Origin of the sequence: Marinospirillum perlucidum (assembly GCF_003336805.1) — a bacterium.
Taxonomy (GTDB): domain Bacteria; phylum Pseudomonadota; class Gammaproteobacteria; order Pseudomonadales; family Halomonadaceae; genus Marinospirillum; species Marinospirillum perlucidum.
In genome coordinates this window covers 44,709-67,763 of sequence record NZ_QFWJ01000001.1, presented here as the reverse complement: position 1 = coordinate 67,763, position 23,055 = coordinate 44,709, and the positions used below count along the sequence as shown (strand labels likewise).

Annotated in this window: 20 protein-coding genes; 11 read left to right on the top strand and 9 right to left on the bottom strand. The window is 55.3% G+C overall.

Going from position 1 to position 23,055, the window contains the following annotated elements; translation table 11 throughout:
• Positions 1-22 precede the first annotated feature (22 nt).
• Both DFK18_RS00295 and rlmKL read right to left on the bottom strand, forming a co-directional pair.
• Positions 23-277: a glutaredoxin family protein gene (locus DFK18_RS00295; protein ID WP_114416211.1), complete on the bottom strand. Its 255-nt coding sequence runs from the start codon at positions 275-277 to the stop codon at positions 23-25.
• A complete protein-coding gene (gene rlmKL / locus DFK18_RS00290; protein WP_114416210.1) occupies positions 274-2,466 on the bottom strand; it encodes a bifunctional 23S rRNA (guanine(2069)-N(7))-methyltransferase RlmK/23S rRNA (guanine(2445)-N(2))-methyltransferase RlmL in 2,193 nt (730 codons plus the stop codon). The genes DFK18_RS00295 and rlmKL overlap by 4 nt, the downstream gene beginning before the upstream one ends.
• 216 nt (positions 2,467-2,682) lie before the next feature.
• Here rlmKL and rmf point away from each other — a divergent pair, with 216 nt between their 5' ends.
• From rmf to DFK18_RS00265, 5 genes are all read left to right on the top strand, one after another.
• Positions 2,683-2,904, top strand: coding sequence for a ribosome modulation factor (gene rmf, locus DFK18_RS00285; RefSeq protein WP_114416209.1), 222 nt, complete (start codon positions 2,683-2,685; stop codon positions 2,902-2,904).
• A 128-nt stretch (positions 2,905-3,032) separates the two neighbouring features.
• Complete coding sequence (locus DFK18_RS00280) at positions 3,033-3,953, top strand: recombination-associated protein RdgC (RefSeq protein ID WP_114416208.1); 921 nt, start codon at positions 3,033-3,035, stop codon at positions 3,951-3,953.
• Positions 3,954-3,975: 22 nt separating this feature from the next.
• Positions 3,976-5,136, top strand: coding sequence for a 1-acyl-sn-glycerol-3-phosphate acyltransferase (locus tag DFK18_RS00275; protein WP_114416207.1), 1,161 nt, complete (start codon positions 3,976-3,978; stop codon positions 5,134-5,136).
• Positions 5,136-6,290: a cation diffusion facilitator family transporter gene (locus tag DFK18_RS00270; protein ID WP_114416206.1), complete on the top strand. Its 1,155-nt coding sequence runs from the start codon at positions 5,136-5,138 to the stop codon at positions 6,288-6,290. Before DFK18_RS00275 ends, DFK18_RS00270 begins: the two co-directional genes overlap by 1 nt.
• A gap of 104 nt (positions 6,291-6,394) precedes the next feature.
• Positions 6,395-8,539, top strand: coding sequence for a GGDEF domain-containing protein (locus DFK18_RS00265; RefSeq protein WP_114416205.1), 2,145 nt, complete (start codon positions 6,395-6,397; stop codon positions 8,537-8,539).
• Position 8,540: 1 nt separating this feature from the next.
• On the opposite strand, the gene DFK18_RS00260 is transcribed toward DFK18_RS00265, so the two are convergent.
• On the bottom strand, positions 8,541-9,419 hold the full coding sequence (locus DFK18_RS00260) for a diguanylate cyclase (protein WP_114416204.1): 879 nt from the start codon (positions 9,417-9,419) through the stop codon (positions 8,541-8,543).
• Positions 9,420-9,534: 115 nt separating this feature from the next.
• On the opposite strand from DFK18_RS00260, the gene DFK18_RS00255 reads away from it, so the two are divergent.
• Complete coding sequence (locus DFK18_RS00255) at positions 9,535-10,521, top strand: glutathione S-transferase family protein (RefSeq protein ID WP_114416203.1); 987 nt, start codon at positions 9,535-9,537, stop codon at positions 10,519-10,521.
• A gap of 4 nt (positions 10,522-10,525) precedes the next feature.
• Here the strand turns inward: DFK18_RS00255 and DFK18_RS00250 are convergent, their stop codons facing one another.
• Entirely contained in the window at positions 10,526-12,976 is a 2,451-nt protein-coding gene (locus DFK18_RS00250) for a YbeU/YbeR family protein (protein ID WP_162299639.1), read from the bottom strand.
• Between the two features lie 99 nt (positions 12,977-13,075).
• Between DFK18_RS00250 and DFK18_RS00245 the strand changes: the two genes are divergently transcribed.
• On the top strand, positions 13,076-13,489 hold the full coding sequence (locus DFK18_RS00245) for a DUF488 domain-containing protein (RefSeq protein WP_114416614.1): 414 nt from the start codon (positions 13,076-13,078) through the stop codon (positions 13,487-13,489).
• Here DFK18_RS00245 and DFK18_RS00240 read toward each other — a convergent pair.
• A complete protein-coding gene (locus tag DFK18_RS00240; protein WP_218563862.1) occupies positions 13,460-14,293 on the bottom strand; it encodes a carbon-nitrogen hydrolase family protein in 834 nt (277 codons plus the stop codon). The genes DFK18_RS00245 and DFK18_RS00240 overlap by 30 nt on opposite strands.
• Positions 14,294-14,383: 90 nt before the next feature.
• On the opposite strand from DFK18_RS00240, the gene DFK18_RS00235 reads away from it, so the two are divergent.
• Genes DFK18_RS00235 through DFK18_RS00225 form a run of 3 tightly spaced genes read left to right on the top strand, consistent with a single transcriptional unit; the run spans position 14,384 to position 17,263 of the window.
• Positions 14,384-14,605 (top strand): hypothetical protein, encoded by a 222-nt coding sequence (locus DFK18_RS00235; RefSeq protein ID WP_114416201.1) that lies wholly within the window; start codon positions 14,384-14,386, stop codon positions 14,603-14,605.
• Positions 14,606-14,646: 41 nt separating this feature from the next.
• Positions 14,647-16,629: an exoribonuclease II gene (locus DFK18_RS00230; RefSeq protein WP_114416200.1), complete on the top strand. Its 1,983-nt coding sequence runs from the start codon at positions 14,647-14,649 to the stop codon at positions 16,627-16,629.
• 19 nt (positions 16,630-16,648) lie between these two features.
• Entirely contained in the window at positions 16,649-17,263 is a 615-nt protein-coding gene (locus tag DFK18_RS00225; RefSeq protein ID WP_114416199.1) for a LysE family translocator, read from the top strand.
• A gap of 15 nt (positions 17,264-17,278) precedes the next feature.
• Here DFK18_RS00225 and DFK18_RS00220 read toward each other — a convergent pair whose 3' ends face one another.
• The 4 genes from DFK18_RS00220 to DFK18_RS00205 form a co-directional block, all read right to left on the bottom strand.
• The gene (locus DFK18_RS00220; protein ID WP_114416198.1) at positions 17,279-18,292 is read right to left on the bottom strand and encodes a phospholipase A; all 1,014 of its coding nucleotides are present in this window, start codon (positions 18,290-18,292) and stop codon (positions 17,279-17,281) included.
• A gap of 182 nt (positions 18,293-18,474) precedes the next feature.
• On the bottom strand, positions 18,475-20,712 hold the full coding sequence (locus DFK18_RS00215; protein ID WP_114416197.1) for an EAL domain-containing protein: 2,238 nt from the start codon (positions 20,710-20,712) through the stop codon (positions 18,475-18,477).
• Positions 20,713-20,766: 54 nt separating this feature from the next.
• Positions 20,767-21,384, bottom strand: a complete 618-nt coding sequence (locus DFK18_RS00210; protein WP_114416196.1) for a TIGR04282 family arsenosugar biosynthesis glycosyltransferase — start codon at positions 21,382-21,384, stop codon at positions 20,767-20,769.
• The gene (locus DFK18_RS00205) at positions 21,381-22,061 is read right to left on the bottom strand and encodes a TIGR04283 family arsenosugar biosynthesis glycosyltransferase (protein WP_281269745.1); all 681 of its coding nucleotides are present in this window, start codon (positions 22,059-22,061) and stop codon (positions 21,381-21,383) included. Before DFK18_RS00205 ends, DFK18_RS00210 begins: the two co-directional genes overlap by 4 nt.
• Positions 22,062-22,336: 275 nt before the next feature.
• Here DFK18_RS00205 and DFK18_RS00200 point away from each other — a divergent pair, with 275 nt between their 5' ends.
• Positions 22,337-23,029 (top strand): DUF3047 domain-containing protein, encoded by a 693-nt coding sequence (locus tag DFK18_RS00200; protein WP_114416195.1) that lies wholly within the window; start codon positions 22,337-22,339, stop codon positions 23,027-23,029.
• Positions 23,030-23,055: the final 26 nt, after the last annotated feature.

The following is a 23,055-nucleotide window of genomic DNA, read 5'->3' as shown; positions in this document are numbered from 1 at the left end:
TCTGATCCCTGCCATTTCTTTATCAACACTTGAGCTGTTTAATCCAGCCTTCCAGCTCTGCGGCGGTAAAAGGCCACCCGATTTCGCTACCACAGGGACTGGCCACAACCGGAATACGCTCGCCATAACGCGCCAGCAGGAGGTCATCTTCGGCAATATCCACCTTGGCCAGACCAAAGCCGCGCTCCAGCCAGGGTTGCAGCAGCGCCAGTGCCTGGTCACAGAGGTGACAACCGGCCGTGGTGTAAAGGGTTAGTTGCGGGGTTTCCTGAGTCATAGGGCAGGTTTCCTGATTTCAAAACACTGGTGAATGCGTGGGTTACGTTCAAAGTCCGGGTCCAGCGTCTGGCGGGTAATATCCTTGATTTCGTAACGCTCTTCCAGTTCCGGGCTGATTTTAAAACCTCGCAGATTATTAGAAAAGATCAAAAGCCCCTCACTGCTTAAACGCTGCATGGCCAAATCCACCAGTTCGACCTGATCGCGTTGAATATCCAGAGTCCCCTGCATGCGCTTGGAGTTAGAAAAAGTCGGCGGGTCCATGAAAATCAAATCGTAAACTTCCCGGTCCTGCTTCAGCCAGTCTCTGCAATCGGCCTGGATCACCTGATGAGCGCGCGGGTTGATTTTATTTTCCTTGAGGTTTTTTTCCAGCCACCCCAGGTAGGTTTTGGACAGATCCACACTCGTGGTACGCCGGCCCCCCCCCAGGGCAGCCTGAAGAGTAGCGGCCCCGGTATAGCAGAAGAGGTTGAGAAAGCGCTTGCCTTGGGCCTCTTGAAAGATGCGCAGACGTACGGGGCGATGATCCAGAAAAAGCCCGGTATCCAGATAGTCGGTCAGGTTGACCAGGATTTGCGCCTGCCCCTCACGAACCGGAAAAAACTCACCAGTGGTGGCCAGCTTCTCATACTGCTGTTTACCTGTCTGGCGTCGGCGCTGCTTGAGATGAATGGCTTGGGGCGACACCCCCAGCACCTGGGGTAAAGCCATGAGGGCATCGGCCAGGCGCTGATTAGCCTTGTCCAGATCCACTTTGGCCGGAGGTGCATATTCCTGGACGTGCACCTGATCAGCGTAGAGGTCGACCGCCAGCGCATATTCCGGTAGATCGGCATCATAAACCCGATAGGCTTCGATTCCCTCACGTTTGACCCAGCGCCCCAGGTGTTTCAGATTCTTGCGCAGGCGGTTGGCAAACATCTGGCCGCCTTCGCTCAAGACCGGCGGGCGCTGCGCTGCTTCACTGCGCTCCTGCTGTTTACGCTCTATTGCAGCGACCTGCTGTTCCGCCTCACCGGCTTGGGGCAGATCAAACAGATACAGTTGGCACTCCAGAGAAGCATTCTGCAGGGCATAGGTCTTGTAGGGTTTCCAGGGAATCCGGAAAGCCAGCTCTTTATTCAGGGTATAGAGTGCCAAGCGCCAGCCGGGATACTTGCTGAGCAGCTGCTGCCCCAGTTCTGAATAGACCGGCAAGAGACTGGGCAGATCCTCCAGGCGTTCACCGTAGGGTGGATTGGTGATCACCAGCCCCTTGTCTTGATCGGCGGCAGGCAGATCACTAATGGCTCCCTGGGTGACCTGGATGCGATCAGCCAGACCGGCACGCTGCAGGTTGGCACGAGCGACTTCTATGACTCGAGGATCGATATCGCGCCCACGGATATCAATTTGCCGTGCGGCTGCGGCATCTCGCCGGGCTTCGGCCTCCTCCAGAACCTCGGTCCAGCAGCGCGGGCGGTGGCCCAGCCAGCTTTCCACCCCATGCCAGGAACGCAAGAGACCGGGTGCGATGTCCAACGCCATGAAGGCGGCTTCCGCCAAGAGAGTGCCGGAACCGCAGAAGGGATCGAGCAGACTGTAACCCTGGGCAGCCAGTTGCGGCCAACCGGCCCGGTAAAGAAGACCGGCGGCGAGGTTTTCCTTTAAGGGTGCCTTGGCGGTTTCCAGACGGTAACCACGCTGATGCAGGCTGCCACCGCCAAGATCCAGGCTCAACAGGGCCTTGCCCTTTTCCAGGCGCAGATGCAGGCGTACATCGGGGCGAACTCGATCGACACTGGGGCGGGTACCTTCACGTTCGCGAAACCAATCGACAATCGCATCCTTGACCCGCAAGGCGGTGTCATGGGTATTGCGCAGTTGTGGTGTGGTGCCACTGGCATCCACCAGCAGTGTGCCATCGGCCAGCAGGTGCTCACTCCAGTCGATTGCAGCCAGCCAGCTTTGTAATTCCCGTGCCGAGGTGACGCTGGCTTCGGCCAGTTGCAGATGCAAGCGATTAGCCAGACGCGACCAGATCAGCGCCTTGTATGCCTGGGCCAAGGTGGCTTCACCCAGAACCCGGCCGACCCTTGGACGCGCCTGAGTCCAGCCCAACTCCAACAATTCTTCGGCCAGAAGTTGTTCCAGTCCGCGTGAACAGGTGGCGTGAAGGGTATAGACCTGATTGAGTAAAGCCATGAAGATTTCCGAGCCTCAATTGCATGGGGTTATTAGAACCCACTAGACGATAAATAAAAAAAGCTATCTTTCCCTGACAAACTAGCCTACAAATAGAGATGAGGCACTTGCCAGGCTGGTGACCTGCCGTAGATCCAACGCTGTATCTTAACAATAAAAGGGACTGCTGGATGCAAGCCGTGCATTCCCTGCCATGAAAAAGAGAGGCCGTAATCTATGAAGAGTCAGAAGCGAGATCGTACTCAACGCGTTTACACTCGTGGCTACCAGGCTGGTCTGAAGGGCCAGTCCAGAGAAAAATGTCCCTCACTTCAGTCCGACGAACTGCGAACCAACTGGATGAATGGTTGGCGCGAAGGTCGTGAAGACATGTGGTCCGGCATGAGAGGCGTATCGGCTATACACAAAAACCCTGCTGTGGTGACAGGCGCCTCCTGAACTTATCCCACCCGTTAAGTTAATCGCCGACAGACCCGTGCTACCCTGCACGGGTCTTTTGCTTTGTATTGGCTTCAAGCGCCAGGATCAGGGATAATACGCGGCCCATTTCCTTTAAGGACTTTTTAATGTGGTTTAAAGCCTTACGCATTTACCAGGCCAGAAACGCTCAACCCTGGAGTACCGAAAAATTACAGGAAGCCCTGGCCAGTCGCCCTTTTCGCCACTGCTCCAGCCAGGAAGAAGTTTCGGTCGGCTGGGTCTCTCCCAGCGGTACTGAGTCCCTGGTACACAGCCAGGGGGATCACTGGCTGCTGAAACTAAAAATCGAAGAAAAAATCCTGCCTGCCACCGTTATTCGTGAACACCTGCAGGAAAAAACCGAAGCCATTGAAGCTCAGGAAGGCCGCAAACCCGGTCGCAAGGAACGTCAAAACCTGAGTGAAGAAATCCGTTTTGAGCTTCTACCGCGGGCCTTTACCCGTTCGCGCTATCTCTGGGTCTGGCTGGATGGCCAGAATCACCGGGTACTGCTCGACAATACCACCGACAAGCTTTGCGAACAGGCCCTGAATCTGCTGCGCGAGGGGCTGGGCAGTCTGCCGGTTGTTCCCCTGGGTACCCAGAAACCAGCCACCCAAGTGATGACCTCCTGGCTGCAGGAAGAAGCAGAACCCAGCCTGGAACTGCTGGACGCGTGTGAACTCCGTGATCCCGAAGATGACAAGGCTGTGGTCCGTATCAAGGGCCAACCCCTGACCGGAGATGAAATCACCCAGCATCTGACCGTCGGAAAAAGAGTGACTCAACTCAGACTCAACTGGCAGGATCAGCTAACCTTTACTCTGACTGATAGTCTGTTTCTTAAAAACCTCAAGTATGCTGATGAGCTGTTACAGGAAGCGGAAGATGTCAATCCGGATCAGGACCCCCTGATTGCTTTGGATGCTGAATTCATCCTGATGAGCAATACCCTGAGCAGTCTGGTTGACCAACTGGTGTCCTTGCACGCTGGTTTGAACGATCAGCAGTCAGCTGACCAAGAATAATATCCGAGGCTAAGCTTTACCCATGGAAACCCGTCTGATGAATGCCTCACCCGAGGCTTTTGATGCCATCCGCCCTTACCGGGACGAGGAAGTTGAAGAGGTGCTGGAGCGCCTGGCTGAAGACCAGGAACTGCTAACCGCCCTTTTGCGTTTTAAATTCCCCCGCCTAGCCACGTCTTTTGTGGCCCCCTTGCTCAGATTGCTGCTGAGTCGGGTACTGAAAAAGCGCCTGGCCAAGATCCACTCGATTGATGATCTGCAACTCTATGTCGCCGGTTATGTGGCCCGTATGCTGGCCACCACCAGCAAAGGCTTTAGCGTTGATGGCCTGGAGGAATTGGATCAGGACCAGAGCTACCTGTTTGTCAGTAACCATCGCGATATTGCCATGGATCCCGCCCTGGTCAACTATGCCCTGCATACCCGGGAAAAAACCACGGCCCGCATTGCCATTGGCGACAACCTGCTGCAAAAACCCTGGGTCACCGACCTGATGCGCCTGAACAAAAGCTTTGTGGTCCAGCGTTCGGCCAAGGGGGTTCGCCAGATGATGGCCGCTTTCAAGCTGCTATCGGAATATATCCACCACACCCTGAAAAACGAACAACAATCCATCTGGATTGCCCAGCGTGAAGGCCGCGCTAAGGATGGTATCGACCATACCGATCCGGCCATTATCAAGATGTTTTGCATGGCCGAGAAAAAATCGGACAAGTCTTTTGCTGAAATTCTGGGCAGCCTGAATATTATTCCCGTCGCCCTCAGCTACGAATATGATCCCCTGGGCGTTCAGAAGGCACGCGAACTGGCCACCCTGGAAGAAGAAGGCGAATATGCCAAGGCAGAGTTTGAAGACATCACCAGCATTGCCCAGGGCATTGCCGGTTACAAGGGCCGGGTACAGGTAGCCTTTGGCAAACCCCTGACCAATGAGGAAATGCAATCCCCGGCCAGCGCTGCCCAGGCCATCGATGCGCAGATCAGCCGGCTCTATCGCCTCTTTCCCAGCAATTATCTGGCTCTGGAAGCCCTGGACGAACTGGGTGATATGGCGCTACCGGAATTTGACACCGCCACCCGGGCAGCCTTTAATGAACACTTGGCAGCCTGCCCGCCGGAATACCGTAAACACTGGCTGACCATGTACGCCAACCCGGTTAAAAACTACCTGAAGCGCCTCTGATGACAGCCAAGCCCAAGGAAACGGAAGCTCAGGCCGCCAGAAAAGTCACCCTGATCGGTGCCCTGGTCAATGCCCTGAATGGCTCCTTCAAAATCGCCGTTGGCTTCTGGGCCAACTCCCACTCCTTGGTAGCTGATGGCATCCACTCCCTGTCAGATCTACTCAGCGATATCCTAGTCTTGGCTGCTTCGCATTTTGGACGCCAAAGTGCTGACAAGGATCATCCCTACGGTCATGACCGCTATGAAACCCTGGCGACGCTGATACTGGGCACGCTTTTGATTGCCGTGGCCGGGGCCTTGATCTGGGATAGCATCAACCGCCTGCTGGAACCCGGTGAAGTCATTATTCCCGGTGTTCTGGCTCTGGTTGCAGCCCTGATTTCCATCCTCAGCAAGGAATGGATCTTTTTCTACACCCGCAGAATTGCTCGGCGTATTGCTTCCAAACTCCTGGAAGCCAATGCCTGGCATCACCGTACGGACTCCCTTTCCTCGATCGTGGTGTTTGTCGGAGTGGGCGGCGCTCTGCTCGGCTTTCCCTGGCTGGATCAGTTTGCAGCCATCCTGGTCGGCCTGATGGTGGCACACATCGGCATGCAATTAATCTGGGACAGCCTCAAGGAACTGGTGGATACCGCCCTACCTGCCGAAGAAGTCAACAAAATCCGGGCCACCGTGCAAAGCGTACCCGGCGTACGCGACCTCCACCACCTGCGCACCCGGACCATGGGCAGTCGCAGCCTGCTCGATATTCATTTGCAGGTTGCTCCCCACGCCAGTGTTTCTGAAGGCCATGAAATCGGGGTTTGGGTCGCCCATCGCCTGCGCGAAACCTTTCCTCACATCTCCGATATCACTTTTCATATCGATCCGGAAGACGATGCTGAAACCGACAACCCGGATCCGGACAAGATGCTGCCCCTGCGCCCGGATGTTCTGGAACTGCTGGAAAAGCGCTGGCAAGGGGATCAGCATTATGAACAACCCCATCAAACCACCCTGCATTATCTGGATCAGAAGATTGATGTCGACCTCTTTTACCGGGCTGAACAATTACCCCTGGATGAGATCGAGGATCTGGAAATCCGCTTGAAGCAAAAAGCAGCTGATCTACCCTGGTTACGCGAGATTCGCGTCTGGCTAGGCGTCTGACTTTGTTTCAAATAAAAAAGATTACAAAAAAACACTAAACGACTGGTAAAGCTAGAGTAAATCAGGAAGAATAGCAGTCAAAGATTAGAATCTTTGGATGTGCCATGTCCCGACTCTTCACCTTGCCTTCAGTTGTTTTGCGTCTTTTAGCGGCGCTCTTATTATTGTTGCTCTCGACTTCACCCCTCTTGGCTGATGCCCCCCAACACCTGAAGGGCTGGGAGTACCGCTGGGGAGATTCCCCCTTTAACGCAGCCATACCGGAATGGACACAAGCAGCTAACCCTGAAGACTGGCAGGCCATCGATTTCCCTTCCAACCCGCCCCAGCGTCAAGGCCAAACCTGGGTCTGGTATCGCACCCAGCTACCGGATAATACCTGGGAGGACCCCGTCATTTATATCTACAGCATTGATCTGCTGGCAGAGTTCTATCTCGACGGAGAAAAGATCTATCAGTTTGGGCAGCTGGATGCCGAGGAAGGCGGCTCTTTTCAGGGCTGGCCCTGGCACCTGATCGAACTGCCTGCCGATTTTTCCGGCAAGGAACTATATGTGCGTGTCTACTCCGACTACACGGATATCGGTCTCTGGGGTGAGGTCAAGCTGCTGGAAAGATCCGATTTGCTTCTGGAGATCCTCGATAACGCCTGGCTGGATTTACTGGTCGCCGGTTTTTGCGGCCTGATGGCCCTGGTAGCCTTTGCTTTTGCAGCCATGCAGCCGCATCGGCAAGCCTACATCTACCTGGGACTGCTGACTCTTTCGGCCGGTGCTTTGCTACTGGGTGAAAATCAGGCCGTGCAATTAGTGATTCAGGCACCCCTGCTGAAAACCTATCTGGCAGCCACCGCCTATTTTGCTTTGCCCCTGTTCATTACACGCCTTCTGGCCTGCTGGTTGCCACCACCACTCACCCAGCACCTGCAACATCTGGCCTGGGTCCACCTGGTTTATCTCCTGCTGGCCCCGGCTGCAGCCCTTTTGGGACTGGTGCAACTGTCGATCACCTATCCGGTGTTTGATTTACTCTTCACCCTCAGTCTCCTCTGGTTACTACTGATCACCGGGCGCCACTTCCGTCGCCTTAACAGCGATCAACGGCTGGTCATGCTGGCTTACTGGATACTGGCGGCCTTCCTGCTGGTGGATATGGCCATAGCGCATGGCTTCCTGCCTTGGGGGCGTTTCCCCCTGGCAGTGGGCGTCCTGATTTTTGCCCTGGCGGTCATGCTGCTGGCCTTGCGCGAGTACCAGCACACCCAGGCCAGAATTCGGCAGCTCAATGCCACCCTGGAAGAAAGAGTCAAGGAAAGAACCAGCACCCTGCAAACCTATGCCCAACTGGAACGTCAGAGATCCAGCCAATTGGGGCTGCTAAATCGTTACTCCCAGGAACTGGAAGGTCTGGTCAGTCAGTTACAGGGAGCCACCACCCTGGAAGAAGCCACCGACTATCTGATTCACAAGTTGCCGCAGCTCTTCCAGCCCTATCAGGTCAGCCTGCATCTAGTGGATGACCCTGGTCCTTCCTTGACGGGTGACACCAGCAGCGCCTATCAATGGCCACTGATTCTGGAAGATCTCAATCTGGGGGCGCGTCCTTTTGCCCGTCTGCAACTCAACCCAGATGCCTCGCTCAGTGATCAGCAGCAGTTACAGCAACTGGATGCCTTCATGAATCGGGTCAGTGAGCGCCTGGCCATGACCCTGACAGGCATCAAGATCCGTCAGGATTTGCATCGTCTCTCTTATGAGGATGCACTAACCGGCCTGAAAAACCGGCGTTTTCTGGATGATGCGCTGGACAGGGAGCTAACCCTGGCCAAGCGTAACAAAACCAGTCTGTCGATCCTGATTTGCGATATTGACCACTTCAAATTCTTCAACGATAACTTTGGTCACGATGCCGGTGATATGGTCCTGAGAACCCTGGCCAGTGTGCTTCTGGAGCATTTCCGCGAAACCGACCTCCCCTGCCGTTTCGGCGGTGAGGAGTTTGTTGTCATCATGCCGGGAGCCAACGCAGAAACGGCCGCTCGCCGGGCTGAAGAACTGAGGCAGAAGGTCGCTGCCCGGCCTCTGGCGTATCAGGGCGAAGACCTGGGACAGATCACCATCTCCCTGGGTATTGCTTGCTGGCCGGGAACAGCCCAGAGCAGCAAGGAGTTGCTTAAACAGGCTGACAAGGCGCTCTACCAAGCCAAACAGGCAGGCCGTAACCAGGTTAAAATGGCCATTCCGGCCTGAATCACTCGCTGGCCCGACAGACCCGGTTGCGTCCGGACTCCTTGGCGGCATAAAGGGCCTGGTCGGCCGCTTCAACCAGATCCTGCACCTGTGAAAAGCTGGAGGCAGCCGCCACGCCCAGGGAAATGCTGATATTGATTTTTTGCGTCTTATCACCCATCGGTGTGGCAGCCACCTCCGCTCTCAGACGCTCGAGAACCGGCATGGCCTCATCCAAGGGAGTATCCTGCAAGAGCACCAGAAATTCCTCCCCCCCATAGCGATAAATACGGTCATAGGGCCGCAGGCTGGCTTCCAGCGTTGTTGCCAGTTGCAAAAGGATACAATCACCAAAGGTGTGACCATGGTTGTCATTAACGGCCTTGAAATGATCCAGATCCAGCATGGCCACTGAAAAATCACGCCCACTGCGGCGAACATGTTCGAGCTCTTCTCCCAGATCACGCTCCATGACATTGCGGTTCAATAATCCGGTCAATTCATCCAGTTCAATCAGCGAGGAAGTCACTTCAGTGCGCAACTGGTCACCCAGTTCATTGAAACGCTGGATGGCGCGCAGGAAATTGGCATAGTCAGCCGCTTGCAGGGTCTGATCTCGGGCTGCTTGCAGGAGTTGATTAGCCTGACGCCCCAGCTCCTCCTGCTGCAAGAGAAGGCGACGAAAAAAGACATTATCGCGCACCTCCTCGGTATAGTGATCGGCCAACCAGTGCACAAAACCCGTAGCACTTTGCGGATCAAAACCAGGGTCGAGTCCCCCCTCGGCTTCAGGGAACTGAAGAAGAAAAAAAACATTGAGCAGATAGCGTTCCTGAGCTTTGAGAGCACGACGCAAATCACCCAGAAAGTGATCCAGATCTTTGGGTTCCTGCTTGGGCATAGCCGTTTCCTATCCAAAGAGTTGAGAGTTTCTTATACATTACTGCTACAATCCTGTCCACAGACAGCCTATCCGCTATACTGACCAATAAACAACCCAAGCAAGAGGAGATCTCATGGGACTTCTGGTCGAAGGCCAATGGCAGGATCAGTGGTATGACACTGACTCAACCGGTGGACGCTTCCAGCGTTCGGAAAGCCAGTTCCGCAACTGGGTCACCGCAGATGGTCGCCCCGGCCCCAGTGGGGAAGGCGGTTTTGAAGCCGAACCTGGCCGCTACCATTTATACGTGTCCCTGGCCTGCCCCTGGGCGCATCGCACCCTGATCCTGCGCCAGCTCAAGGGTCTGGAGCAGATGATTGATCTCTCTGTGGTCCACTGGTTTATGGGAGAAAATGGCTGGACCTTTGCCGAAGGCCCTGGTGTGCAGCCCGATCCCCTGCATCAGGCCCGCTTTCTGCATCAGGTCTATACCGCAGCCGACCCACAATATACCGGTCGGGTCACCGTGCCCCTCTTGTGGGATAAAAAGCGACAGACAGCCGTGAGTAATGAATCGGCAGAGATACTGCGCATGTTCAATTCCGCGTTTGATGGCCAGGGAGCCAAAGAAGGCGACTACTACCCCGAGCCGCTGCGCGAGGAAATCGATGCCATCAATGCCCGGGTCTATGACGAGGTCAATAACGGGGTTTACAAGGCAGGTTTTGCCACCACCCAGACGGCTTATGAAGAGGCAGTGGTTCCGCTTTTCAAGGCGCTGGACTGGCTGGATGAACGCCTGGCTGACCGGCGCTACCTCTGTGGTTCCGTCATCACCGAAGCCGACTGGCGCCTGTTCACCACCCTGATTCGCTTTGATGCCGTTTATGTGGGGCACTTCAAATGCAACCTCAGACGCCTGGAGGACTACCCCCACCTTTCCGGTTATCTACGCGAGCTGTACCAGTGGCCAGGGGTCAAGCAGACGGTCAACTTCCAGCATATCAAGGGCCACTACTATGAAAGCCACGATATGATCAATCCCACCCGGGTGGTGCCCCTGGGACCGGATCTGGATCTGGATCGTCCTCACGGGCGGGATCATCTCCAGGGTAGCTAAAGCCTCAATGCAGCCGCTGGTTTCCGGTCAAACTGGCGGCTGAATGATTCCAGGCCGGCTGCCGATCACCCGGCCAGGCCAGGGTGTACCAAAGCCCGGCCTGGGCGGGCACAGCAATCAGCAGACTAAGCAGCCGTTGGCTGAAAACCTCCAGCAGCTCTTCACGCTTTTCGGTTTCATGCATGAAAAAGTTATACCCGGCCAGTAATGCCTGGGCAAAATCCGACCAGCCGGTATATTCACGGGTAATCAAGCTACGGGCCTTACCCAACCACTCCCTGAGCTCAGCATCGGAGAGCCAGTCCAGCTGATAACCGGCCACGGCCAGATCCACCAGTTGAGCCATGTCCCAGGCCGTCAGATCAACGTCATTGACACCCAGCACATTATCTCTGACCCGAAGCAGCCGCTGGTAATAGCCTTCCTGCTCATCATCCCGGCCTTCTTGCTGCTGGGCTTCGATTTCATGCTCCAGACGCTGGCTGTTGAGGGTAAAGGGCGAGAAGACAATCATGTATTCCTGACGATCCCCGGCTACCAGCAGGTGGTTCAGGTAATCCTTGAGATCACCGGCATCCTGAAACAGGTGGGTATCCTGTAATAGATTCTTTAATTCCTGACGCGGATGCTGGGGCAGCTTTTCCGGCCAGGACCAGTGGAGACCCGTCAGGGGACCGACCAGATTAAGGGTTGCCAGATCAGCTTCGGAAACCGGTTTGCCCGGCTCGACCAGACGCGCCGGAGGCCGTTTCCAGGGCAAAAACCGAAAGAGGCTGCCAGCATCCTGCAGATGCCAGTTCAACTCATTACTGAGAGGGCGCTCTTCACTGTCCTGCCCCAACACCCTGTCCCAGGCCTGCCAGGCTTGGAGCAGATCCAGGGCCGAGGAATAGTGCCAACTGAGATAATCCTTTAATGCCAGAGCCAGTTGCTGGATTTCTTCCAAGGGGTAGTGATCGGTTTCCAGGGCCTTGACCAGATAGAAGGCGTATTTTTCCGCCATGATGATGCCCGCAGGATGGGCCACCAATTGAGCCAATTGGGGTGCCTGTTCCCGCCAGGTCTCCCAGACAGCCTCCACGGCTGCCAGGTTATCCGGCAGCAGAGGTTGCTTGCCGACCCGACTATTTAGTGCCAGCTGATCATAATGATGCACCCGGCCTGGCTGCCAGAAACGGGCCAGGGTAGCGGTTAACTGCTCGTCCGGATGAATATCCAGACCGGCAAAGAGATAGTCCCTGGCCTCATTTTTGCGACTGGACGGCAAATCATCCAGGGCCAGACCGGTCAGCAGACTGACATCATCACGCAGGCTGGCCAGCAGACTTCCCAACATCAGGGGATCATCCAACTGTTGGGAATAGAAACTCAAAGCATCACGAAAATCGGGATGATCCAGCGATAGCGCCTGCCAATCCAGTTGCTTCAAGGGCGAAAAGGGCAATGTCAGTAGCTGCTGCCAGGTTACTTCCAGTTCCGGGCTCAGGCTGAAATCGGTTTGCGTCTGCCACAGCTGATACCCCAGCAGATAGCTGTCTGCCAGAGCCTCCCAGGAGCTGTAACGACTGCGCAGCAACCAGAGGGCTACCAGGGCAAAACTGCGCCACTGGGTTGCGCTCAGATAGCCGGCCAGATAACCGGCCAAGGCCAGATCAGCCATTCTCACCCAGTCCCAGGCGGCAACATCCAGCTCGTCGCCACCGGTGGCTACCTTTTCTTCCAGTAGCTGGGCATAGCCTTCAAAACCTTCCGGCAGTTCACGATACCAGTTGCTCTTGTCTTCCTCTTCGGCGGTGCGTAACCACTGATAATCCAGTTGCCAGGCATAACGCTGCCCCTGACCGCCCAACCAGAAAATCAACTGCAGGCAATCATTGGCTGTATGCACCTGCCAATAGGTGTTGAGAGTGGATTTAACATCCGGCCAGAAGCGTTCACGCAAGCTTTCCGGATCTTTCAGCGGCTGGCGATAGATAACAAAACTGGAAGAACGCACGGCCAGGGCATAACCGATCGGTGTCGAGCGCACCTGCAATTCCGGCGGCAGAGTCACCCGATCCGGGCAGGCAATCCAGGGTATATCCAGCTCCTCGTGCCAGCGCGTCCAGTCGGCTGCCTGAAGTTTTTGCAGGCGCACCTGAGGATAATTTTTGCTTTCCAACTCTTCCAGAAGGGCAGCAGCTTGAGGAAAGGTCTGCTGCAAACGCCGGGCAAACAGACCCAACCAGGCTTGGCTTTCATCTGCATCCAACCAGTGGAGTCGATCCAAAGCCTGGATAACCTGTATACTGGTCAGGAGTTTATCGGCTGTTTTTTCCTGCCAGGCTTGGTATAAATAGGCATAGGCGTCGGCCAGATGACTCAGGCGCAACTCGGCCAGGATTTCAGCATTTTCACGATCATCTTGTGAAAGCAGAGTCAGTGGACGCAGCCAGATGGACAAGGAAACAGACAAAAAATACCCCCAAGGGAAGAAACAAGTTCGAGCCAGCAGAAAAGCAGCCATTCTAACCGAGTGAGCCGCCGGCTTCACTGAAGAATCAGGGAAAAAGCCATGAAATATCCCGTTTTTATCAAATGGATCTATGCACCCAGCGAACCTGAGGACGGCACCCGGATTCTGGTCGATCGCCTCTGGCCACATGACCGTGACCGTAACGAACTGGATGTCGACCACTGGTGGCGTGATGCTGCACCCAGCAGCGCACTTAAACGCCGCTTGAATCGGGAAGATATTGACTGGAAAGAATTCGCACGCCTCTACCGCAACGAACTCTATACCCGGCCCGAAGAACTTCGTGCACTAAGAGCCCAAGCCCAGAAAGGCAAGGTCACCCTTCTGGCCCTGGAGCGGGAACCTGAGCAAAGCCATGCCTGGCTGCTCAAGGAAACCCTGGAGATCTGGAAGGATCCGGCCGATGAAGATAATGACGAAGCTTCAGAGACGCCGGTTACTCAAGGCGGGTAATTGGGTTCGGATTTCCTGCAGACGCTGGCTGTTCAACTCACCCAGCACGCTGCCTTCTCCCTGGGGCAAGCAGGACACCACCTCTCCCCAGGGGTCAATCAGCAGAGTATGGCCCCAGGTTTTGCGACCATCGGCATGCTGACCGACCTGAGCCGGGGCCAGTACATAACACTGATTTTCCACAGCTCGAGCCCGCAGGAGTAGCTCCCAATGAGCCTGGCCGGTAGGAACGGTAAAGGCAGCAGGAATGACCAGAAGATCCACCTCATCCAGCGCCCGGAACAGCTCGGGAAAACGCAGGTCATAGCAGATAGCCAGCCCTACCCGGCCGAAAGGTGTATCAAAAGTGACCGGCTGATTGCCGGGAACCAGCGTCTCGCTTTCGTTGTAGCTTTCACCATCCTTTTGAAAACCAAACAGATGTATCTTGTCGTAACGAACCACCTGGCGGCCATCCGGACCATAGACCAGGCAGGTATTGGTAGTCTTGTCGGCGACATAGCTTTTCAGGGGCAGACTGCCGGCCACCAGCCAAATGCCCAGGCGTGCGGCCAGGGCGGCCAGCGCCTCCTGCAGGGGCCCTTTACCCTCTTCTTCGGCCAGATCCAGCTTCAGCTGACGGTCGCCGGAAATCAGGGGAAAGAACTCGGGCAGAGCCACCAGCTCGGCACCAGCCTCTGCAGCCTGGGTGATCAATTCTTCGGCCCGGGCCAGATTGGCCTGCCAGTCGTCACTGGTATTCATTTGCACGCCAGCAACCACTGCTGCGGCATCTTGATGGGAAAAACTGCGGGGATGCATCATAAGGCACTCCAACGCTGAAAAGCAGACTTAAGTCAGTTAAAATACCAGTTTACTCGCGACAACCCTTGTCAACAACTTCAGGAAGTATTTATGGCACCCAGCATTTTCTTTTTGCATTTTATCGGCCTGGCCGTTGTTCTGGTTGGACTCAGCCTGCGCCCAAAACGCAAAATTCTGGGCAGTCTGCTTGCCGTTCTGGGCTTTTTAATCGGTACCGCCCCGGTCTGGTATGGCCACTTTGCAGCCCAGAATCTCAATGAACTGCGACAAGAACAGCGCCAGGAAGAACGCCTGAATTCTGCCGATGAATAAACCTCCGATTTCTTTTCAATCCCACCGTTACAGGTTTTTGAATGCAAAATGCACTGTTGAAAAATAATGACCTCCTGTCCCAGCTCAAAGGCCAGCTGCGCGAAAGCACACCCCGGGCAGAAGGTAAAATCAAGGCAACCGACAAGGGCTTTGGTTTCCTGGAATGCGAAGACGGCAAGAGCTTTTTTGTTCCCCCCCCCTACATGAAACAGGTTCTGCATGGTGACCAGGTGCGCGCCCTGCTGCGTGAAGAAGCCGGTCGCAACGGAGAGATGCGCGAAATTGCCGAACCCGAGGAACTGCTGGAAGCCTCACTGAACCGTTTTGTCGGCCGAGTACAAAGAGTGCAAGGCAAGCTGGCCGTAGTGCCTGATCACCCCAATTTGAAACTGCCCTTGAAGGGCCGTTGTGTCTCCGGTCTCAAGGATGCCGACCTGGAAGATGGTGACTGGGTGGTGGCTTTTCTGGAACGCCACCCTCTGCGTCCCCAGGACAAGAGCTTTTTTATCGAGGTGACTGAACTGGTCGCCAAGAAGGATGACCACTATGCGCCCTGGTGGGTAATCCTGGCCCGTCATGCCCTGCCCCATGAACAGCCCGTCATCGAAGAAGACTGGCAGCTCAACGACCCTGAATCCCTGGACAGGCAGGACCTGACCGACATTCCTTTCTTTACCATCGACAGTGCCTCCACCCTGGATATGGATGATGCCCTGAGCATTCGTCCCCGTGAAGAAGGTGGTTGGCAGCTACAGATCGCCATTGCCGACCCTTCTGCCTATGTCGCTGAAGGCAGCCCGGCTGATATTGAAGCCAAGACCCGGGCTTTTACCCTCTACCTGCCTGCACGCACGGTCACCATGCTGCCCAAGGAGTTGTCTGACGACCTCTGCTCCCTCAAGGAGGCCGCTCGGCGTCCGGCACTGGTTGCCACCCTGGAACTGGATAGTCAAGGCAAGCTGCTGGAGACCACCCGTTTTCAGGCAGCCTGGGTGGAATCGCGAGCCAAACTGGATTATCAACTGGTTTCTGACTGGCTGGAAGAGCAAGGCGATTGGCAGCCGGCCAGCGATGAAATCGGCGAACAACTGCGCCAGCTCAAGGCCTTTGCCGAAACCCGCCTGCAATGGCGGCATGACAACGCACTGGTGTTCAAGGATCAGCCCGATTACCGTTTTGTTCTGGATGCCGAAGGCCGGGTTACTGACATCGAAGTGGAAGCAAGACGCTTGGCCCACAAGATGGTGGAAGAAGCCATGCTGCTGGCCAACGTCGCGGCGGCCGACTTCCTGGCTCAGAAACTGGGCAAGGGCATCTACAATGTCCACCGCGGCTTTGATCCGGAAAAAGTCGGCAAGGCGCTGGAACTGATCGAAGAACAGGGGCTGGCCTACCACGACGAAGCCTTTACAGCAGAAAATCTGGATACCCTGGCCGGTTTCCGCCATCTGCGCCTGGCGTTGGATGACCTCCCCTCCGGCTGGCTGGATTCACGTCTGCGCAAGCATCAGGGCTTCTCGCTGCTATCCAATGAACCCGGTCCCCACTTTGGCCTGGGCTTTAGCAGCTATGCCACCTGGACCTCACCCATCCGTAAATATGGCGATCTGATTAACCACCGCCTGATCAAGGCAGTGCTGGCGGATACTCCGGCTCCACAACTGGAAGACGAACTGACCGAAGAACTCACGGCGGCTCGCAAGATCAATCGCATGGCGGAAAGGGACGTCAAAGACTGGCTCTATGCCCGTTTTCTGGAACCCCAGATCGGTCAGCGTTTTGCGGCCCAGATTATCGCCATCAATCGCGGCGGCATGCGTGCCCGTCTGCTGGCCAATGGTGCAGTGGTGTTTATCCCCGCCTCCAGCATCCACGCCAACAAGGACGAATTGACCTGTGATGGCGATCACGGCTGGGTACAGCTGAAAGATGAAATCATCTATCGCCTGACCGATGAACTGCAGGTCGAGTTGACCGAGGTTCGTGTCGATCAGCGCAACCTGATTGCCCAACCAGCCGCCTAGGTTCCAAGGAGCAAGATCCATGACACTGACAGCCTGGATGTCTGTTGCCAGTATCTGCCTGCTGGGTGCCATGTCACCCGGCCCCAGTCTGGCCGTGGTTCTGCGGCATACCCTTCAGGGTTCCCGCCGCCATGGCATGTTGACCGGCCTGGCCCACGGGGCCGGGGTGGGTCTTTATGCCCTGCTGGTTGTTTTGGGTCTGGGCAGCCTGCTGGAACAGCTGCCCTGGCTGTATGAATTGCTGATTTATGCCGGGGCAGCCTATCTGGCCTGGATGGGCTGGCAGGCGTTAAGAGCGACCCGGGCCAGTGCTCTGGAAACCTCGGAAGAAGTCGCCACCACCAGCACTAAAGCGGCCTTGCGTGATGGCTTCTTCGTTGCCTTTTTGAACCCCAAGCTGGCGATCTTTTTTATCGCCCTCTTCTCCCAGTTCATTCAGCCCGGACAAAGCTTGGAAGCCAAGCTGATCCTGGCCGCCACCGCCTGCGGGATCGATACCGGCTGGTATCTGCTGGTAGCCTATGCTCTTTCGCATTCCAAGGTGCTGCCCTGGTTACAGCGCCAGTCCATCTGGATCAATCGCCTGGTTGGCTGCCTGCTCCTGCTCTTGGCACTTCGGGTGGTGACCCTCTAAACCTCAGCAGGGCATTCAATTCTCACCAAAGAGCTGATTGGTAAACTGGATGCCCAGGCTGATGCGATAATTCTCATGGTTGTAATCCACCAGGCTTTCTCCGTAGCCACCATAGACCTGTAGCAGACCTCGCAAACGTCCCAATATCGGAAACGACCAATCCAGCTGGAGCCCGCCTTTTTCCGTTTCAAAATTACCCTGGGTAGTCACCACCCATTCCTGCTTCCAGTTGGCATAGGCCAGCGTCAGATCAAAATAGCCCAGATAATCTTCGATATCCGGATTGTTGGCCTCCCCGGTAATGCGGGGCAGCTTGTAGCGGGGGCTGAACTCCAGCATCCAGCGCCCCTTGGCCAGGGCAGTCGACCAATAGATGTAATTCCAACTGCGTGATTGCGGATTGGTACGGCCATTGGATTCATGGGCAATCCCCAGGCGATTGTAGTTGTTCTGCAAGCCCAGAAAATGCAGATCACTGCGGTGGGTATAGAAGATTTCCGGCTGGTAATTACTTTCCCGAAATGGGCGGGAGGCATCGCGATGATAGGCCTGCCACCAGGAAGTCTGGGTAAAGGCCAGATGCAGGCTGTCCTCTTCAGAAAGCCACTGCTGCATGACCGGCACCTTGAGACTGAATTGGAATTTGATTTCCACCGGTTGCAGATCAGCATCCTGGGTAATGGCATCAAAACCTTCTTCATTGGTATCAGAGGTGTAGCTGAACGGCAGCAGGTAATTGCGTTGGTGGGGGGTAAAAGCAAAGGGGTTGGAATCCAGCCTTAATTCCTGTTGCAAGCGTTTTTCCAGCTGGGTATCACTGTAATCAAAAGGATAGGCTTCCAGTTCCTGACTGTAGTCTTCATAGAGTTCTCTCAGTTGGGAACGATAGTTATCCAGGCGTTCTTCCAGAGGGATCTCTTCCTGAGGGGAAGCAGCTTCCTCCGCTTGTGCAGCTAGCACCTGGCCGGTCAGGCCCAGGGTCGAAATACCACCCAGCAGCCAGCTAAGGGCTGTCTTCCTTAATTGCATGATCTTCCTCTCAGATAAATTTGCTTTGCCAACATCCCGACTGTTTGCACCCTCGCGGCTAGAAAGCCTCTGCTCTGATTGATTACTGTGCTGCGACCCACATGCCGGTGGGAAGTGCAGGGATTCATCAGGAGTGAATCCTGCCTTCTACTGCGTTTAAATCAACCTCAAAAAGTCCGTTTTCAGGCACTGACCAATTTTTGAAAATCCCAGGCCTCATTTTTTTCCCAGCGCTCAACCCAGGCTGGAATTTCTTCAGCAGGAAGGGGCCTGGCAATACCATAGCCTTGCACCAGTTCACAGCCCAGTTGCAGGAGGCATTCACCCTGGGCACGGGTTTCCACCCCTTCAGCCAACACCTGACGCTGAAAAGCGGCCGCCAGGCGTATCACCCCTTCCACCAGGGCGCGATCCTCTTCATCCTCCAGCAGATCCAGCACAAAACTGCGGTCGATTTTCAATAAATCGGCTGGCAGACGTTTAAGATAAGTCAGGGAGGAATAGCCGGTCCCGAAATCATCCAGTGCAAAGCCCACCCCCAGTTTATGGACTGCTCGCATCACCTCGGAAATCTGAAGTACATCCTCGAGCGCACTGGTTTCCAGTACTTCCAGTTCTAGGTGCTCTGGCCGCAGATGTGGAAAGTGCGCCAAAGCCGATCTGAGTTGACTGACAAAATCAGGTGTTTGCAGATGATAAGCAGAAATATTGATACTGATGGGCAACACCAGCCCCTCAGCCTGCCAGGCTGATAGCTGCTGTAATGCCCTTTGCAGAACCCAGTGACCCAGTTCGGCATCCAGTGGCTGCCCTTCCACCACCGGCAGGAAGGCTGCTGGCGGCAAGAGACCGCGTTGCGGATGCTGCCAGCGAATCAGGGCTTCTACGCCGATTACCCGTCCTGTACGCAAATTCACCTTGGGTTGATAATAGAGCAGCAGTTCTTCCTCATGCAGCCCCTGGCGAATTCTTTCTAGGGTTTCGTAATAGCCGCGCACATAGCGGTCTTTTTCAGCATCAAATTCATAACAGCCATTCTTGCCTTCCAGCTTGGCCTGATACATGGCCTGATTAGCCTGACGGATTAACTGATCGGCCGTGGAAATACCTTCCTGAGGGTAAAAGCACAGCCCCATACTGCCGGAAATTTTGACCTGCAGACAATCCAGCTGAAAGGGCTGGGCCAGCAAATTCAGTAGCTGGCCACTCAAGTGTTTACCCGTCTGGCAGTCTTCAAGCTGCCTGAGAACCAGAACAAATTCATCACCCCCTACACGCCCCAGACAGGCCTGATCATCCAGGTGGCACTGCAGCTCACGACTGATGGCTTTGAGCAGTTGGTCTCCCCTTTTGTTGCCATAACGATCATTAATCTGTTTGAAAGCATCCAGATCAATAAAGGCAACCAAGAGTAGCTCCTGGCGCTCATCGGCTTCCTGCATGGCAATCTGCAGCTTCTCGGTCAAAAGCAGACGATTGGGCAGACCGGTTAACAGATCATAGTGAGCCAGGTGCTCCAGATGCTGATTCAGGGCTTCCAGCTCGCGTGTACGCTCCCGAACCTTTCGACGCAAGAAGAGGACGCCCGCCAACAGCAGCAACCCCAATAGCACCAGGGCTGTTAACACTCGAGTCAGATAAGCAGGTACAAGGGTTTCCGGTTCGCGGCCACCCCAGCGACGCAGGATATCGTAATAGGGAGATGCAGCCGAGGAGCGCCAGTCTTCCAGGTAGCTATCCAGGGTAGGCAGAAATAAATGGGCTTCCTCTTGAGGGGCCGCATAGTAGAGTTGGCTGGGCATCAAAACGATCGGGGTTTCCCGCAGCCCATAATCCGCTGCCCGATAACCGCCGAACTGGTAGTTGGAAATGGCTGCATCAGCTTCGCCTGCAGCGACCCGGGCAAAAGCCTCATCCAGAGAAGCCACGGCTATCGGGATATAATCCAGCTCGAAACCTTCCAGCAGATGATTCAGGGCGGGTTGCTGGACACTGCCTTCCAGCAATGCAATTCGCTTACCCTGTAAATCCAGCAAGGACTCCAGATGTACCGCCGGGTCCCGGTAGATTTGCGACCAGCTATCCAGGGCAGGAACCTGATGAAAGGCAAAGCGCTCAAGACGTTCTTCACTCAGGGCGACATCCGGCATCAGATCCAGCTGGCCTGCTTCCAGCAAGGCCAGGCATTCCTGCCAGGTACAGGGTTGAAACTCCAGCGTCCAGCCTTCCCGTGAGGCAATAGCCTGCAGAACCTCGACCAGTATCCCGCTGGGCTCACCGGCATCGGAAACAAAAATCTTGGGAGGATTGTCATAGATGCCCACCCTAACCTGATGCTCGGCCTGCACAGACCAGACAGGGAGCAGGGCAAACAAAAGGATGCACAACCTAGACAAGGAACATCCCTGACCTGTGGACATGACGTCTCTCCTACTCCAACTAAAAACCAAGCAATTCAGTCAAGCTTAGCAGGCTTACCGACTTGCTTCAGCCTTTTCCTTGAATTTCTGATAACGTCGCACATCTTCAGGGTAATCCACATCCCAGATACTGGCTACTTCCGACCAGACCAGTTTTTCCTTTTGCAAGAGCTTGCGGGTCTCTGTCATGACCTGGTTACTCCCCCAGGGTACCTGGTTAAACAAGCCCTGACAGGGCGAGTGCAAACCTACCAGACCATAGCCTCCGTCTTCTGCCGGTAAAAAAACAGCATCCACCTGGCGCAAAGCCTCGGCCACCTGCCGCAGGAGAGATGCCGTAATCACCGGGCAATCACTGCCCAGCAACAAACAGGGCCAGCCAGTGGCAGTAAAAATCAGGTGCATCTTCTGGCCCAGATCACCTGGAGGTTGGGGCTTAAGCTGCAATTGCGGGTAGTGCTGAAGCAGTTGCATGAAAAATGGATGCTCGCTATCTCCAGCAGTCCAGAGAGTCACCGGCCCCAGGTCAGCAGCCAGGGCCTGGCTAAGCGTATCCCTGGTTAATTCCGCCTGGATCGCGGCAGCTTCTTCCGGGGTGAATTCCGATAAAAGGCGGGTTTTACACTGGCCGGGAACCGGAGCTCTGGCCAAAACAGCAATTTCCGGGGTCATGGATAGTAGGCCTTCACCAGTTCACGGGCCGGAGTTCCCCGCCAGTAGCGCCAGCGTAAACGCCACATTAAAAAGATGGTGCGCCAAAGGCCTTTTTGCTCCCAACGCCGACCCGAAGTCAGCACCTTTTCCCGCAGGCACCAGGGGCGCTGCATCTTTTTCAGGCGCTTGCTGATTTCAATATCCTCCATCAGCGGTTGCTCCGGATAACCGCCCAGGGCATGAAACAACGCCTGATGCATAAAGATCAACTGATCACCGGTTGCTATGCCGGTCCAGCGTGAGCGCAGGTTCATCAGCAGGGCAACCAGTCTTAGCAACCTTGCCTGCCCCAGAATACAAACATCAAAGCGTCCCCAGGCCGCTTCTTCGCCAGCGGCCACCTGCAAAAGTCGATCACTGGCCTCCGGGGTCAGCGAGGTATCCGCATGCAGAAAAAACAGCCAAGGACCCTGGGCTGCCTGAGCCCCCAGATTCATCTGGCCCGCCCTGCCCGGAGGTGCTTGCAATAGCTGATCCACCTGCCCCAGAGCCAGTTTGCAGGTTGCATCCTGACTGCCGCCATCCACCAGAATCACCTCCACCCCGGCGCTTCTCAAGGGTTGCAAGGCAGTTAGCAAGGACGGCAGAGTAGTCTCTTCATTAAGCACAGGAAGAATAAGACTGGCTAAAATCAAATGGCTTCACCCTATTTAAATAACCTAAGCTGCAGTTAACAGGCCTAGGGAGCCTCTGATCAACGTGATGAGCGCAGGTTAGGGCTGAATTTATTCCTGATAAATTCCAGCACTTCCTACATCCGTGTAGGTCGCCAGCGAAATTGAACGAAAAAGCGGAGTTTACAAGTAGTAAATGAGCATTTTGAGGCCAATTTCAACGCAGCATAAGCAAGCGCAATAGTTAATCAGAGGTTTCCCAGCTGGTTTTTGCTTAATCGCCTGAGGATCTTGCCATGTTTTGCAAATCACCACGACCCCTGTTGCTTGGCCTACTGCTGGGATGGGTAGCGACTGGCGCTCAAGCCGGATCACAGCCACCGGGGTTTACACCCTCAGACTTAGAGGAATGGGAACGTGAAAGCTTTCACGACCTAACCCGCTACCTGAGTGTTCAGGCCGGGAATACTGCCGTCCTTTTTGCCCAGACCCAAGGAGCTGCATCCGGTCTGGTCTGGGAGGGACAAGTGGATCTGGCAGCAACCCCCTGGTTGCACTGGTGCTGGCAAGTCAGCAACACCTATCCAGGCATCGATGAAACCACCCGCGAGGGCGATGATTATCCTGCCCGTCTCTATGTGGTGGCATCCACCGGTTTTTTCCGCTGGCAGGTTCAAGCCCTGAATTATGTCTGGGCCAGTGAGCAACCTCAAGGCAGTGCCTGGCCCAGTGCTTTCACCGAACGCGCCCACCTGCTGGCTTTACGATCCGGGCCGACAGAGATCAACCGCTGGTTGCCTGAAAGCAGACACTTGCAAAAAGACTTTGCCCGCTATTTCAATAACTCTGATCCACAAATCCAGGCCCTGGCCATCATGACCGATGCCGATAACACCGGGCGGGAAGCCGAAGCCTGGTATTCCCGACTACACCTCTCGGCCACAGGCGAGCACCCCGGCTGCCCCTCTCACCCAGCTGAAAACCAATAGCACTAAGTAGGAAAGCTTGTTCAACT

Coding starts and splice junctions, on each gene's coding strand:
- DFK18_RS00210 (WP_114416196.1), bottom strand. CDS start 21,384: ATGACCCCGGAAATTGCTGTTTTGGCCAGAGCTCCGGTTCCCGGCCAG.
- DFK18_RS00240 (WP_218563862.1), bottom strand. CDS start 14,293: ATGATGCATCCCCGCAGTTTTTCCCATCAAGATGCCGCAGCAGTGGTT.
- DFK18_RS00255 (WP_114416203.1), top strand. CDS start 9,535: ATGGGACTTCTGGTCGAAGGCCAATGGCAGGATCAGTGGTATGACACT.
- DFK18_RS00230 (WP_114416200.1), top strand. CDS start 14,647: ATGCAAAATGCACTGTTGAAAAATAATGACCTCCTGTCCCAGCTCAAA.
- DFK18_RS00260 (WP_114416204.1), bottom strand. CDS start 9,419: ATGCCCAAGCAGGAACCCAAAGATCTGGATCACTTTCTGGGTGATTTG.
- DFK18_RS00235 (WP_114416201.1), top strand. CDS start 14,384: ATGGCACCCAGCATTTTCTTTTTGCATTTTATCGGCCTGGCCGTTGTT.
- DFK18_RS00225 (WP_114416199.1), top strand. CDS start 16,649: ATGACACTGACAGCCTGGATGTCTGTTGCCAGTATCTGCCTGCTGGGT.
- DFK18_RS00265 (WP_114416205.1), top strand. CDS start 6,395: ATGTCCCGACTCTTCACCTTGCCTTCAGTTGTTTTGCGTCTTTTAGCG.
- DFK18_RS00220 (WP_114416198.1), bottom strand. CDS start 18,292: ATGCAATTAAGGAAGACAGCCCTTAGCTGGCTGCTGGGTGGTATTTCG.
- DFK18_RS00275 (WP_114416207.1), top strand. CDS start 3,976: ATGGAAACCCGTCTGATGAATGCCTCACCCGAGGCTTTTGATGCCATC.
- rlmKL (WP_114416210.1), bottom strand. CDS start 2,466: ATGGCTTTACTCAATCAGGTCTATACCCTTCACGCCACCTGTTCACGC.
- DFK18_RS00295 (WP_114416211.1), bottom strand. CDS start 277: ATGACTCAGGAAACCCCGCAACTAACCCTTTACACCACGGCCGGTTGT.
- DFK18_RS00200 (WP_114416195.1), top strand. CDS start 22,337: ATGTTTTGCAAATCACCACGACCCCTGTTGCTTGGCCTACTGCTGGGA.
- DFK18_RS00270 (WP_114416206.1), top strand. CDS start 5,136: ATGACAGCCAAGCCCAAGGAAACGGAAGCTCAGGCCGCCAGAAAAGTC.
- DFK18_RS00280 (WP_114416208.1), top strand. CDS start 3,033: ATGTGGTTTAAAGCCTTACGCATTTACCAGGCCAGAAACGCTCAACCC.
- rmf (WP_114416209.1), top strand. CDS start 2,683: ATGAAGAGTCAGAAGCGAGATCGTACTCAACGCGTTTACACTCGTGGC.
- DFK18_RS00215 (WP_114416197.1), bottom strand. CDS start 20,712: ATGTCCACAGGTCAGGGATGTTCCTTGTCTAGGTTGTGCATCCTTTTG.
- DFK18_RS00245 (WP_114416614.1), top strand. CDS start 13,076: ATGAAATATCCCGTTTTTATCAAATGGATCTATGCACCCAGCGAACCT.